Raw genomic sequence first — 14,205 nt, forward strand, 5'->3', positions numbered from 1 at the left:
CGTCCTCCTGTGATGGGCGCTCTGCTGCGCCTATTTGAAGAGCTGGGGCGGAAAGGTGATGAGAGCGGCCTGGCCCTCCGCATCGCCGACGGCGAGATGACGCCCGTCCGCCGACCAGGCCAGCGCAGTGACGGCCGCGCCGAACGGCCGCACGAAGAGCTCGTCGCGCCCGCCGAGCCGCGCCACCACGATACGGCCATCGGCATAGCCGGCCGCCACCAGGTCGCGCCTGGGATGGGCGGCGACGGTCTCGACCAGGATCAGGCCGGTATGGCCGGTCAGCAAAGCCTGGCTGGCGGCCTCGGCACCCGTTCCCCAGGCTGCAATGCGATAGGCCCCCGATGCCACCAGCTGCCCGTCCGCCGCCCAGGCCAGGTCTTGCACCGGTGCGGGAAAGTCGAGGATGGTGTCGGTCCGACCAAGCGGAACATCGACGACGCTAAGACCGCCGATTTCCAGACCGCAGGCAATGCGATCGGCCTGCCGGTTCCAATGGACACCCGTCGGCCGCGAAGGCAGCGTTGCCACCAGCTGGATCGTCAAGGCCGGATCCAACGCCATGACGACGAGATTGTCCGCACTCAATCCCGCCAGGTGCCGGCCATCGGGCGAGAATTTAAGGGCCCCCGGAATAGGAAGCACCGGCCGCGAGCGAGCGATGGCATTTGCCGCCTGGTCCAGGAGGTACAGATCGTTGCCGTCCGACACGGCTGTCACGCCCGATTGCTCCGCATGGTCGAGGGCCAGGACGGGGCCGCCAAGACGAAAGAAATCTTCGCGCACCTCTCCCTGTACCGAAACCGGCCTGACCGCACCATCGACCGTCCCGACCAGGAAGCCACCCCCATGGAAGGGAACGACGAGAGGAACATTGCCTTCCTGCATTGCGACCGCAGTCAAGGGGGCCGGCGGCTTTGTGCGCGGCAGGATCCTCATCTGTCCGAGATCCCCGCTGACCCGGATGCGGCTTTCCGGTCCCTCCGTTTCTGCCACGGGAGCAAGGGCAATGGCTCCATCGGCGGTCGTAAAGGCGACGGAACCTCCCTGCCAATCGAAGTTTACGCCCGCGACGGGTGCGGGTCGCTGCCAGCAGCGTCCCAGCAGGTCGAACAGCGTCGGGTTCTGTCTGCTTTGCTGGTTCATGATGTCCTCCCCTCCCGCTCCATTGCCTGCTGGAGCAGGCGATCGAGCGCCTCGATTTCCTGCTCGACTGTCTCGATGCGTCCGGCACATTGGCTTTGCCGACCGCTCTCGGCTTCGGCGCTTTCGTGCGCCGTTCGCAGTTCGTCTAGCAATTCCCGCGCCAACTCCCCTTCAGCCGGCGCCTGCTTCAATGCCAGCTCGAGGCGCAGCACTTCCATCTCGAGGCCGGCAAGGAGCTGGGTGAGCTTGAGGGCTTGCGCATTGAGCGCGGACAAGCCGGCAACCAATTCGAGCCGGCGCGCCAGCAGATCCTGGTGCTTGGGATTTGCTGCGGTCATTGTCGCCTCTCTTCCTTGGCCGCCTTGGGCTTTTCCCAGCCGGACAACAAGGCCGGCAGCTCCGGCAGTTGGGCTTTGAACTGGCCCTGAGCGGCTTCCACATGGCTCCTGAGCTGGTCCCAGATATCGACACGCAACAGGGAGGTGGTGTCGCCGGTCAGGCGTTCGATGTCCTCCACCCGAAACTGCCGGGACAGGGAAACGCCCGAAAAGACGAAATCGCGCAGCGTGATGGCATGCCGTTCCACGAAGGCATGGAGCAAAGGATGGGTTTCCGCCGTAATCCCCGCCAATGTCAGCTCGGCGATCATGAAGTCGTGGAAATGGCGCTGCAGGCGCAGCTGGCTTTCGCCCAGAAAGCGCATGGAAAAGATCAGGTCGCGCGGCATCAGCCGCAGCAGGTCCGTGACGACCGCGCTGTCATCAGGCCCATCGAAAGCCGATGGCGATCGAGGATTGTCGGGAGAAGACATCGGCATGACCCCGAATGGTTGGGTTGTCATAATACCGACAGGATAACCCACGATATTAAGTTGTCTATAAGTTCCAATGCCAATAATATCAATAAATGTGTTAAATATCAAAATAGATAAATAGCATTACATTTGTAAATTACAGCTGTAACGTTATGTTACACCAATAGGGCCCATGCGAATATCGATGCTATCCAGGGCGCCTGAAGCTGCACAATTTAGAGCTTGTCGTGAGTTGGCACGGTCCTTGCTGCATCATTCTCCATAAGAAGCCCATCGCGTTTCGGCGCGATGCCAAAAGAACGAAGGAATGGGGAACCCAAGGTCGGAATGCCATGGCGCGCATGCCTTGCGCACCAGGCGTTCAGAACCACTCCAGACACCTTTGCCGTGATCCACTCGAGCAGCCGGATGGTGGCACGCCATGTCCCCTGAACCGGCCGCCCGCACTCATCGGCGGCGATACCTGCCGCTCCCCGCCCGAACCATGGGGGTTCGTGGCGCAATCTGGTGGAGGCTCATGGCTATGACGTCTTTGACGCTCAACAAGATAACCTCGCAGCGCGGCATTTCCGTCGGCGAGGCGACCAAGAAGATATCCGATCTCGGCTGGAACCCGACCTATGTCCAGGAAGCGATGACCTTCCCGACGGACTACAAGATCAGCAAGGCGCCGCGCGATCCGATGAAGCAGGTGCTGCGTTCCTATTTCCCGATGCAGGAGGAAAAGGACAACCGCGTCTATGGTGCGCTCGATGCCGCCTTGCGCGGCGACATGTTCCGCAATGTCGAGCCGCGCTGGGTGGAGTGGATGAAACTCTTCCTGGCCATCATCCCCTTCCCGGAAATCTCGGCCGCCCGCTCGATGGCGATGGTGGCAAGGCTTGCGCCCGGCGAGGACCTGCGCACCGGCTTCACCATGCAGATGGTCGACGAGTTCCGCCATTCCACCATTCAGATGAACCTGAAAAAGTGGTACATGGAAAACTATATCGATCCGGCCGGCTTCGACATCACCGAAGAGGCCTTCGGCAAATGCTATGCCACCACGATCGGCCGCCAGTTCGGTGAAGGTTTCATCACCGGCGATACCATGACCGCGGCCTGCATGTATCTGACCGTCGTCGCCGAAACCGCCTTCACCAACACGTTGTTCGTGGCCATGCCCTCGGAGGCCGCCCGCAATGGCGACTATGCCCTGCCGACCGTGTTCCTTTCGGTGCAGTCGGACGAGAGCCGCCATATCGGCAATGGCCACTCCCTGCTGATGGCCGCCCTCAAGGAGCCCGAAAACCACCTGCTGCTCGAGCGCGACCTGCGTTACGCCTTCTGGCAGAACCACGCCATCGTCGACGCCGCCATTGGCACCTTCATCGAATACGGCACCACCAACCGCGACAAGAACAAGGAATCCTACGCGGAGATGTGGCACCGCTGGATCTTCGAGGACTACTACCGCACCTATATGCTGCCGTTGGAAAAATACGGCATCAAGATCCATCACGACGACGTTCAGGAAGCCTGGAAGCGCATCACCGAGAAATTCTACGTCCACAAGGTGGCCCAGTTCTTCACTGTCGGCTGGCCGCTCAATTTCTGGCGCATCGAAGCCCAGACGGACAAGGACTTCGAGTGGTTCGAGCATAAATATCCGGGCTGGTATGCACAGTTCGGCGAATTCTGGAAATGGCACGACAAGCTGAGCCACCGCGGCGAGAAGATCCTCACCTTCAACGAACAGGTGGGCTACGTCTATCCGCATCGCTGCTGGAGCTGCCTGGTTCCCTGCCTGATCCGCGAGGACATGGTCGTCGACGAAATCGACGGCAAGCTGCACACCTTCGCGCATGAACTCGATCGCTGGACGGCGGTGGAGGCCTTCTCCGACGAGTACCAGGGACGTCCGACCCCGGCGATGGGCCGCTTCAGCGGCAAGCGCGAATGGGAGACGCTGTATCACGGCTGGGATCTCGCCGAGGCCATGAAGGATCTCAACTTCGTGCGCTCGGACGGCGAAACCCTGATCCCGCAGCCGCATCTGCGCTTCGATGCCAAGGAAATGTGGACGCTCGACGACGTCAAGGGCCACACCATCCTGTCGCCGCTGACGCTGCTGCGTGAGATGACTCCCGCCGATCGCGAGAAGCATCTGGCTGAGTATCGCGCCGGCTTCACCATCAACCCCTGCCACTGAACCTGCCGCTTCGCGGACGCCGCCCGGCGGCTTCTGCAAGCGAAAGGATCACGCCCCCTCTCTTCACCGGGAGGGGGCACGGGACAGTCTTGGAGGAAGGACCGATGAGCGTGGCCCACACTGTGCGCCTGGAACCCGTCGGCGTTGAATTCGAAGTTGAGGACGGCGAGACCGTGCTGAACGCAGCCTTTCGTCAGGGCATCGCGCTGCCGCACGGCTGCAAGGAAGGGCAATGCTCGGCCTGCAAATGCGTCTTGCTCGACGGCGAAGTCGACATGCTGAAATACTCGACCTTTGCGTTGAACGACATGGAGAAGGATAGCGGCCACATCCTTCTGTGCCGCTCGATCGCCTATTCGGACATGGAAGTCGAACTCCTCAACTATGACGAGGAAGTCCTGTCCAAATCGATCGCCGTGAAGAGCTATCAGGGGCGCATCGAGAAAATCGAACGCCTCACCCACGATATTCGCGGCATCGAGATCACGCTCAGTTCCCCGATGAAATTCTGGGCCGGCCAATATGTCGACATCACAGTCACCACGGAAAAAGGGGAGACGCTTACGCGCTCGTTTTCCATGGCAAATACGCCGGACGAAACCCAGAAACTCTCATTCATCATCAAGAAGTACCCTGAGGGACGATTCTCCGGCGAACTCGACGCCGGCGGAATCCGGGTCGGAGTCGAAGTCGCCATCGTCGGCCCCTATGGCACCTGCTTCCGACGTGAAGAACGCCAAGGACCCCTGATCCTGGTCGGCGCCGGGTCGGGCATGTCGCCGGTCTGGTCGATCCTCAACGACCACCTGGCCAGCGGCGAGCAAAGGCCGGTCTATTTCTTCTACGGCGCCCGCACGCAGGACGACCTGTTCCATCTCGACCGGATCTCGGCTTTGGTCGAGCGCTATCCGGAGGTGCAGTTCATCCCCGTGCTCTCGCATGCCGGAGAAGACGGCGCTTGGCAGGGTGAACGCGGCTTCGTGCATGAGAGCGTGGGCGCCAAGCTCAAGGAACTCGCCATCGATGGGCAGGGCGACGTCTATGCCTGCGGCCCTCCCCCCATGATCGATGCATTGCAGCCCGTACTGTTCATGAACGGCTTCGAGGTCGAGCACATCTTCTTCGACAAGTTCACCACCTCGTCGGGCGCAACCTCGCCCGGCCACTAAGAGCCGCCCTCGGGCGGATCGTCGAAACGCACCACAACCAGGGAGTGAATACCATGCCTGCCATTTCGAGTTCGGTCGGGTCCGGCGCAGCCGGTGCAGCGATCTTCGCCGATTCCGACAGCCGTAAATACCGCTATTTCGATCCCAGGGGGCAGCGCGCCACCCATTACGAGGACGTCACGGTCGACGTGCAGCCCGATCCGGAGCGCTACCTGATCCAGAACTGGATCATCAATTTCGCCGACGGCAATGGCGCCTATGTCAAAGGCAACACGCTGGCGCAGAGCTCGAACTGGCATGCCTTCCGGGCGCCCGACCAGGAGTGGGAGCGCACCCACTATCAACGCCAGTCCAAGATCGAGACGATGGTACAGAGCGTGATCGCCAATGGCCGCAAGTCCGGCGCGCCCAAGAGCTTCGATAAGGTCTGGGTCAGCATCCTGCAGCACCATCTGGGTGCGTGGAAGCACGCCGAATTCGGACTGGGCACCTCGCTGATGCAGGCCCAGCGCTACGGCTACACCCAGATGATCAACAACGCCACGCTGACCAACTCTTCCTACAAGCTGCGCCTGGCGCAGGACATCACGCTCTATCTGGCCGAGATCGGCATGGATATTCCCGGCTGGAACGACGAGCTCGGCAAGAAGACCTGGCTGGAAGACGGCGCCTGGCAGGGCACCCGCGAAGCCATCGAGACCATCATGGGCGCGGAAGACTATCTGGAGCAGTATTTCGCCATCAACATCGTGTTCGAACCGCTCGTGGGCGAGCTTTTCCGCTCGGGCTTCCTGATGCAGGTGGCGGCCGCCAACCACGACTTCATCACCCCCCCGGTAATCTCCGCGGCCGAAGCCGACTACGAGCGCAACCTCGCCAATACCATCGACCTGATCTACCTGCTCGCCCATGACGAGAAGCATGCCGCGGCCAACCGTCAGCTGTTCAAAGGCTGGCTGAAGAAGCACCGCGCCCTCGCCGACAAGGCAGCGCTGGGCCTGCAGCCGATCTGGTCGATGCCGCATTCCAAGCCGGTCTCATTCGAAGATGTCCGCGCCGTCTCGCAGGAGCGGATCGGCCAGATCCTGCACGAACTCGGCCTCGACGACTGACCGGCCGGCAACCATCCAAAGGGAGAAACGACCATGTCCACGGCAGCCCGCGATTCCTCGCACGCCAATATCTTCAAGTCGATGAAGGACATCACCTTCGAGCAGACCATCTCGCACCAGTGCGGGGTCACCATGAACGACTCGGTGGAGGCTCGCGCCATCGCGGAATTCATGGGCAAGAAGGAGGGTGTGATCGTCACCTATCAGCCCGCGCTGATCCGCATCGACGGCGACGGCAAGCTGATCTTCAAGATGGACGAGATCAGCGAATATCTCGGCCGCGAGATGACGGCGGAGATCTTCGAAGTCAATACCTCCACCCATTACGGCCGCATGGTCAGGGTCGACGACAACACCGTGATCCTGTTCGGCAATATGGACGAAGTCTTCGAATACATCTGAGCCTGACGGCAAATCGCGGGCGATGCGCCGCCCTGGCGCATCGCCTTTCCCCCTGCACGCCCGAAAATGAGTAGCCAGTCATGCCAAGCAAAATGAAGGCCGCGATCTTTGTCGAGAAGGGACGCATCGTTCTCGATGACAAGCCCATCCCCGAGATCGGCCCCGCCGATGCCCTGATCCGCGTCACGACGACGACGATCTGCGGAACGGACGTTCATATCCTGAAGGGGGAATATCCCGTGGCCAAGGGCCTGACCATCGGCCATGAACCGGTCGGCGTGATCGAAAAGCTCGGCTCGTCGGTACGCGGGTTCAAGGAAGGCCAGCGCGTCGTCGCCGGCGCCATCACTCCCTCGGGCTGGAGCCATGCCTGCCTGTGCGGCTGCGGCTCGCAGGACGGCGCCGGCACCAAGCATGGCTGGAAGGCCATCGGCGGCTGGAAATTCGGCAACACCATCGATGGCTGCCAGGCCGAGTTCGTCTGCGTGCCCGACGCCATGGCCAATCTTGCCCCCATTCCGGACGAGGTGAGCGACGAACAGGTTCTGATGTGCCCGGACATCATGTCGACCGGCTTTGCCGGCGCCGAAACCGGCGGCATCCGGATCGGCGATGTCGTTGCCGTCTTCGCGCAGGGACCGATCGGCCTGTGTGCCACGGCCGGCGCCAGGCTGATGGGCGCGACCACCATCATCGCCGTCGACACGGTGCCCGCCCGCCTGGCCATGGCCAAGCGCCTGGGCGCCGACATCGTGGTGGACTTCAAGCAGGAGGATCCCGTCGAGGCCATCATGCGCCTGACCGACGGGCGCGGCGTCGACGTGGCGATCGAGGCGCTCGGCACGCAGGCAACCTTCGAGGCCGCCCTGCGCGTCCTCCGGCCCGGCGGCGTGCTCTCGAGCCTCGGCGTCTACTCGTCGGACCTGAAGATCCCGCTCGATGCCTTCGCCGCCGGCCTCGGCGAGAAATCGATTCGCACCTCGCTGTGCCCGGGCGGCAAGGAACGCATGCGCCGCATGCTCGATGTCGTCAGTTCTGGGCGGGTCGATCTGGGCGGGCTGGTCACGCACCGCTTCAAGCTCGACCAGATCGAGGAGGCCTACGACCTCTTCGCCAATCAGCGCGACGGCGTGCTGAAGGTCGCCATCACGACCTGAGGAATACATGCCGCAACGGCAGCGATGGGAGAGAGAACCATGCTCGATGCTTCATATGGCCCCTGTTCCGAAGCCGGCATCCCGACCGCGAGAATGGGTGGGCCGAGGGGCAAGCCAAGCGCCGGTCCGGAAGATGCGGAAGCGGCGCGGGACGACCGCGCCTGCAGCGGCGCTGCATCCGAGGGATGTGCGGGATGCCCGTTGCGCACCGCGCGGATGGCTCGGCTGCCACCCCTTCACACGCCTCGCGGAGCCGCGGCACCCTCTACCTGATCTCACGGAATAGTCGAACAATCGAGTTGCAACAAAAGCTTAGAGCGAAATACCAACGGAGGAAGCCATGTATATCACGCCCGAAGGCAAGGAAATTTTCGTCGTTGATGGCCACACCCATTTCTGGGACGGCAGCCCTGAAAACCAGCGCAACATTCACGGCAAGCAGTTCGTGGAGTGCTTCTATGCCTATCACACGGCGCTCAGCCCCAAGGAGCAGCTCTGGCCGAAGGAGAAGTTCGAGAAATACAGCGCCGACGATCTCTATCGCGACCTGTTCGTGGACGGTCCTGACGATGTCGCCATCGTGCAGTCGACCTATCTGAAGGATTTCTACAAGCAGGGCTTCAACACGCTCGAGCGCAATGCCGAGATGGCCAAGCGCTATCCCGAGCGCTTCATCGTCAACGGCTCCTTCGATCCGCGCGATGGCGAGGCCGCGCTCGAATATATCCACTTCATGAAGGAGACCTACGACATCAAGGGCGTGAAGATGTACACGGCCGAGTGGCATGGGGATTCCCGCGGGTGGAAGCTGACCGACCCCAACGCCTATCGCTGCTTCGAACTGTGCGAGAAGCTCGGCATCCGCAACGTCCACGTCCACAAGGGCCCGACGATCATCCCGCTCAGCAAGGACGCCTTCAACGTGGGCGACGTCGACGACGCGGCCACCGACTTCCAGAACCTGAACTGGATCGTCGAGCATTGCGGCCTGCCTCGCCTGGACGATTTCTGCTGGATCGCCGTGCAGGAAACCAATGTCTATGGCGGCCTTGCCGTCGCCCTGCCCTTCATCCATTCGCGCCCACGCTACTTCGCCGAGGTGATCGCCGAGCTCCTGTTCTGGCTCGGCCCGGACAAGATCCTGTTCGGCTCCGACTACGCGATCTGGACACCGCGCTGGCTGGTCGAGAAATTCTGGGCCTTCGAACTGCCCGAGGACATCAAGCGTGAGCGCGGGGTCGATCTCACCCCCGAGATCAAGGAGAAGATCCTGGGCCTCAACGCAGCGCGCCTCTACGACATCGACATCGCAGCCAAGAAAGCGGCCCTGGCCAAGGCGCCCCTGTCGATCGCGGCGGAGTGAAGCGCATGATGAGCACTGCGCTCCGCGGTCGCCGCCAGGCCGAACTCTGGCGGCGGCTGTCCGAGGTCAATGACCCCGAACTCGACGAGCCCGTTACCAATATGGGTTTCGTCGAGCGCGCCGAGATCCTGGACAATGCGTCGGTGGAGGTTGAATTCAGGCTGCCCACCTATTGGTGCTCGCCCAACTTCGCCTTCCTGATGCTCGATGGTGTGCGCGAGGCGCTCGAGGCGCTGTCCTGGAAGCCAGCCTATCGGGTCCAGCTGCAGGATCACATGTTCGCCGACGAGGTCAACCGGGGCATCGCGGCGGGCAAGAGCTTCGGCCAGGTCTTCGGGGAGATGACCGGGGATCTCGACCTCACGGCCTTGCGCGAGACGTTCCGTGCCAAGGCCTATAAGCGGCGGCAGGAGGCCGTGCTGCTGGGATTGCGCCAGGCCGGCCTCGGCGACGACGCCATCCTTGCCATGGACCTGCCGGCCTTCGATGCGACGCAGCTCGCGGGGGAGGAAGCGGTGGCCCAGAAGCCGCGCTATCGTCAGGCCCTGCTCGAGCGCCATCCCCAAATCGGTCGGGGAGACGGCGTCTTCAGGACCTGGGAGGGCGTCCCCCTCACCGCGGCAATGCTGGCCTCCTATCTCGGAGACCTGCGCAGCCTGCGGATCAACATGGAGTTCAACGGCGCCCTGTGCCGTGGCCTCAAGCAGACCCGGTACAAGCAGGCCGAGTTCACGGATGGCGAACCGACGCTGGTCGACTTCATCCTCGACCGTGTGCCGCCTGCCGCCGGGAACGCGCCCGCCGTCAACAGCTGAACAGAGGCCTCGTCGCCCGAGGCCGACAACAACCGCCCGCGAGGGCGGAAGGAGGAGCCATGCCCAAATTGATGCTTCACAATTCGCACGCCCGCCGAGCCCTTGCCCGCGGCGTCCACCAGCTTGCAGCCGCCGTAGAGCCGACACTCGGCCCCAAAGGCATGAATGCCATGATCGACCGGCCGATCGGCACGCCGATGGTGACGCGCGACGGCGTTTCCATCGCCTCGGAGATCGAATTGCACGATCGTTTCGAGAATATGGGTGCGCAGGTGGTGCGCGAGGTCTCGATGCAGACCAACGAGATCGCCGGCGACGGCACCACCACGGCCATCGTCCTCGCCAATGCCCTGGTCCAGAAGGGCGTCGAGGCCAACGAGCAGGGCGCCAAGGCCGTCGACCTCGTGAAGGGCATAGACCTTGCCGTCAACGCCGTGGTGTCGTCGCTGAAATCCAGCGCGCGCCCAGCTCGCGAGAATGGCGCCCTGGCGGCCGTCGCCAATATCGCAGCCACCGATGCCCGGCTCGGCAACCTGGTGGCCGAAGCTTTCGAGAAGGTCGGTGCCGACGGCATCATCACCACCGATTTCAGCATCACCACCGAGACTACGCTCGACGTCGTCGAGGGCATGTCCTTCGACCGCGGCTATATCTCCCACCACATGGTCACCGATGTGGAGAAGATGCAGGCGGTGCTGGAACGCCCGCTGATCCTGCTGACCGATCTGAAGATCAAGGACCCCGCCTCGCTGGATGCCGCGCGCGCGATCGCCGACAAGGCCGGCAGGCCGCTGCTGATCGTGGCCGAGGAGGTCTCGCCCGAGGTGGTCGTGACGCTGCTCGGGCGCAGCGGCGCCGGCAGATATCTGATCGTGCATCCGCCCGAATATGGCCATTGGCGCAAGGCGCTGCTGGAGGATCTGGCCATCATCACCGGCGGGCGCGTTATCGCCCGCGATCTCGGCGGCAGGCTCGAACAGATCGAGGCCGCCGATCTCGGCAGCGCGGAGCGGGTGCGCACGAGCGCCACCCATACGGCGATCATCCATGGCGGCGGCGACAAGGCGTCGATCGCCGCACGCCGCACCCAGGTCCAGCATCAGTTCGAGAACGCGCCGCCCAATATCGAGCAGGACAAATTACGCGAGCGTCTCGCCAAGCTCTCCGGCGGCACGGCCGTGCTCTATGCCGGCGGCGTCACGCCGGTCGAGCAGAAGCGTACCATCCAATTGATCGAGGATTCCCTTTCTGCCGTACGGGCCGCGCTCGATGAGGGCGTGGTCGCCGGCGGGGGCTCGGCTCTGGCCCAGATCGGGCCGGTGCTCGATCCCCTGCTTGCCAGGCTCGACGGGGATGTCGCAGCGGGCGTCCGCCTGGTGAAATCGGTGCTGACGCGCCCGCTCTGGCGCATCGTCGCCAATGCCGGCGGGGATCCCGAGGCGGTGGTGGCGAAGGTGTCGAGCGTCAATGGCGGTTTCGGCTACAACGCCGCGCTCGGCGAATACCAGAACATGTATGAGGCCGGTATCATCGATCCCGTTCGCGTCACCTGCGCTGCCCTGAGCAATGCCGCCTCGGTCGCCAAGCTGATCCTCACCACGGAGACCCTGGTCGGCGATCTCGCCGAGGACGAGGACCCGACTGCCGACCCGGCCCTTGGGGGCGGAGCTGAAAAACTCGGGCGCGCCTGAGCGGCGCTGCCGCCCGAGCGAAATAGACAAGGGTCTTTCACATCGAAACCCCGGACAAGGCGACACGCTTTGTCCGGGCAGGCCGGGTTCGGCCTTGCGCCGGCCCGCGCCCATTCGAGCAATGCAGATACGGAGAAAATGATGGACGGAAGCGATACGCCGAACACCGGCAAGTGCCCGGTAGCGCATGGATCGCGTCCCGGTTTTGAGGTTCGTTCGAACCGTGACTGGTGGCCGAACCAGCTGAACCTGAAGATCCTGCACCAGCATTCGAGCCTGTCCAATCCGATGGGCAAGGGCTTCGACTATGCGCAGGAATTCAAGAAGCTCGACTTGGCGGCGCTGAAGCAGGACCTTTTTGCGCTGATGACGGATTCGCAGGAATGGTGGCCGGCCGATTTCGGCCATTACGGCCCGCTGTTCATCCGCATGGCCTGGCACAGCGCCGGCACCTACCGCACCGGCGACGGGCGCGGTGGCGCGGGTGCGGGCCAGCAGCGCTTCGCCCCGCTCAATTCCTGGCCCGACAACGTTAATCTCGACAAGGCCCGCCGCCTGCTCTGGCCGATCAAGCGCAAATACGGCAACGCGATCTCCTGGGCCGATTTGATGATCCTGACCGGCAATTGCGCGCTGGAATCGATGGGCTTCAAGACCTTCGGCTTTGCCGGCGGCCGCGAGGACGTGTGGGAGCCCGAAGAGGACGTCTACTGGGGCAGCGAGAACGTCTGGCTCGACGACAAGCGCTACAGCGGCGACCGCAATCTGGAGAACCCGCTGGCCGCCGTGCAGATGGGCCTGATCTATGTCAATCCGGAAGGCCCCAACGGCAATCCCGATCCGCTGGCGGCGGCGCGCGACATCCGCGAGACCTTCGCCCGCATGGCGATGAACGACGAGGAGACGGTGGCGCTGATTGCCGGCGGCCACACCTTCGGCAAGACCCATGGTGCCGGCGATGCCGCCAATGTCGGGCCGGAGCCGGAGGCGGCCGGCATCGAGCTGCAGGGCCTTGGCTGGCACAACCAGTTCGGCAGCGGCAAGGGGGGCGACACCATCGGCTCGGGGCTCGAGGTGACCTGGACCTCGACGCCGACCAAATGGAGCAACAACTTCTTCTGGAACCTGTTCGGCTATGACTGGGAGCTGACCAAGAGCCCGGCCGGTGCCCATCAGTGGCAGCCCAAGCATGGGGCGGGTGCCGGCTCGGTGCCGGATGCGCATGACCGCTCCAAGCGCCATGCTCCTTCCATGCTGACCACGGACCTGGCGCTGCGCTTCGACCCGGCCTATGAGAAGATCTCCCGGCATTTCTTCGAGAACCCGGACGCCTTCGCCGATGCCTTTGCCCGGGCCTGGTTCAAGCTGACCCATCGCGACATGGGTCCGCGCGCCCGCTATCTCGGCCCGGAGGTTCCGGCCGAGGAGCTGATCTGGCAGGATCCGCTGCCGGTCGTCGACCATGGCCTGATCGACGACAAGGACGCGGCCGAGCTCAAGGCCAGGATCCTGGCTTCGGGCCTGTCGACCGCCGAGCTGGTCTCCACCGCCTGGGCTTCGGCCTCGACCTTCCGCGGCTCCGACAAGAGGGGCGGGGCCAATGGTGCGCGCATCCGCCTGGCGCCGCAGAAGGACTGGGCGGTCAATCAGCCGGCGCAGCTGGCCAAGGTGCTCGGCGTGCTGGAGGAGATCCAGCAGGGCTTCAACGCGGCGCAGGCCGGTGGCAGACAAGTCTCGCTGGCCGATCTGATCGTGCTGGGCGGCAATGCCGCGGTCGAGCAGGCGGCCAGGCAGGCCGGGCAGGACGTGGCGGTGCCCTTCGCGCCGGGCCGCACCGATGCGAGCCAGGAACAGACGGATGTGGAATCCTTTGCCGTGCTGGAGCCGGTGGCGGACGGCTTCCGCAACTATCTGAAGACGACCTACAGCGTGCCGGCCGAGGGGCTGCTGGTCGACAGGGCCCAGCTCCTGGGCCTGACGGCGCCGGAACTGACCGTGCTGGTCGGCGGCCTTCGGGTGCTCGGCGCCAATGCCGGCGGCAGCCAGCACGGCGTGCTGACCGACCGGCCGGGGGTGTTGACCACCGACTTCTTTGTCAACCTGCTCGACATGGGCACGGCCTGGAAGGCGACCTCGGCAGCCGAGGACGTGTTCGAGGGTCGCGACCGCGCCACGGGCGAGGTGAAGTGGACCGGCACCCGCGCCGACCTGGTGTTCGGCTCCAACTCCCAGCTGCGCGCCCTGGCCGAGGTCTATGCCAGCGACGATGCCAAGGCCCGCTTCGTCGCCGACTTCGTCGCCGCCTGGACCAAGGTCATGAACGCCGATCGCTTCGATCTCGTCTGATC

General features: G+C 63.6%; 12 protein-coding genes. 9 read left to right on the top strand and 3 right to left on the bottom strand.

Features of this window, described 5'->3' with window-relative positions; translation table 11 throughout:
* Window positions 1-30: 30 nt before the first annotated feature.
* From ACTJKX_RS22605 to ACTJKX_RS22615, 3 genes are read right to left on the bottom strand one after another with little or no spacing between them, the layout of a single operon-like run.
* Window positions 31-1,143, bottom strand: a complete 1,113-nt coding sequence (locus tag ACTJKX_RS22605) for a hypothetical protein (RefSeq protein ID WP_440726595.1) — start codon at window positions 1,141-1,143, stop codon at window positions 31-33.
* Entirely contained in the window at window positions 1,140-1,481 is a 342-nt protein-coding gene (locus ACTJKX_RS22610) for a hypothetical protein (RefSeq protein ID WP_440726596.1), read from the bottom strand. Before ACTJKX_RS22610 ends, ACTJKX_RS22605 begins: the two co-directional genes overlap by 4 nt.
* Window positions 1,478-1,954: a hypothetical protein gene (locus ACTJKX_RS22615; protein ID WP_440726597.1), complete on the bottom strand. Its 477-nt coding sequence runs from the start codon at window positions 1,952-1,954 to the stop codon at window positions 1,478-1,480. The genes ACTJKX_RS22610 and ACTJKX_RS22615 overlap by 4 nt, the downstream gene beginning before the upstream one ends.
* Window positions 1,955-2,474: 520 nt before the next feature.
* On the opposite strand from ACTJKX_RS22615, the gene ACTJKX_RS22620 reads away from it, so the two are divergent.
* The 9 genes from ACTJKX_RS22620 to katG all read left to right on the top strand — a co-directional run bounded on the left by ACTJKX_RS22620 (window position 2,475) and on the right by katG (window position 14,203).
* Window positions 2,475-4,148: an aromatic/alkene/methane monooxygenase hydroxylase/oxygenase subunit alpha gene (locus ACTJKX_RS22620; RefSeq protein ID WP_376717757.1), complete on the top strand. Its 1,674-nt coding sequence runs from the start codon at window positions 2,475-2,477 to the stop codon at window positions 4,146-4,148.
* 104 nt (window positions 4,149-4,252) lie between these two features.
* Entirely contained in the window at window positions 4,253-5,317 is a 1,065-nt protein-coding gene (locus ACTJKX_RS22625; RefSeq protein ID WP_440726598.1) for an NADH:ubiquinone reductase (Na(+)-transporting) subunit F, read from the top strand.
* A 53-nt stretch (window positions 5,318-5,370) separates the two neighbouring features.
* A complete protein-coding gene (locus ACTJKX_RS22630; protein WP_440726599.1) occupies window positions 5,371-6,429 on the top strand; it encodes an aromatic/alkene monooxygenase hydroxylase subunit beta in 1,059 nt (352 codons plus the stop codon).
* 33 nt (window positions 6,430-6,462) lie between these two features.
* Complete coding sequence (locus ACTJKX_RS22635) at window positions 6,463-6,831, top strand: MmoB/DmpM family protein (protein ID WP_149250175.1); 369 nt, start codon at window positions 6,463-6,465, stop codon at window positions 6,829-6,831.
* A gap of 80 nt (window positions 6,832-6,911) precedes the next feature.
* The gene (locus ACTJKX_RS22640) at window positions 6,912-7,988 is read left to right on the top strand and encodes an NAD(P)-dependent alcohol dehydrogenase (RefSeq protein ID WP_311943324.1); all 1,077 of its coding nucleotides are present in this window, start codon (window positions 6,912-6,914) and stop codon (window positions 7,986-7,988) included.
* A 340-nt stretch (window positions 7,989-8,328) separates the two neighbouring features.
* The gene (locus ACTJKX_RS22645; RefSeq protein WP_068297695.1) at window positions 8,329-9,351 is read left to right on the top strand and encodes an amidohydrolase family protein; all 1,023 of its coding nucleotides are present in this window, start codon (window positions 8,329-8,331) and stop codon (window positions 9,349-9,351) included.
* Between the two features lie 5 nt (window positions 9,352-9,356).
* Window positions 9,357-10,166, top strand: coding sequence for an iron-sulfur cluster assembly protein (locus ACTJKX_RS22650; protein WP_440726600.1), 810 nt, complete (start codon window positions 9,357-9,359; stop codon window positions 10,164-10,166).
* 59 nt (window positions 10,167-10,225) lie between these two features.
* The gene (locus ACTJKX_RS22655) at window positions 10,226-11,857 is read left to right on the top strand and encodes a molecular chaperone GroEL (protein ID WP_440726601.1); all 1,632 of its coding nucleotides are present in this window, start codon (window positions 10,226-10,228) and stop codon (window positions 11,855-11,857) included.
* Between the two features lie 138 nt (window positions 11,858-11,995).
* Window positions 11,996-14,203: a catalase/peroxidase HPI gene (katG, locus tag ACTJKX_RS22660; RefSeq protein WP_440726602.1), complete on the top strand. Its 2,208-nt coding sequence runs from the start codon at window positions 11,996-11,998 to the stop codon at window positions 14,201-14,203.
* Window positions 14,204-14,205 lie beyond the last annotated feature (2 nt).

This window comes from Labrys sp. 22185 (assembly GCF_052045555.1).
Lineage (GTDB): Bacteria > Pseudomonadota > Alphaproteobacteria > Rhizobiales > Labraceae > Labrys > Labrys neptuniae.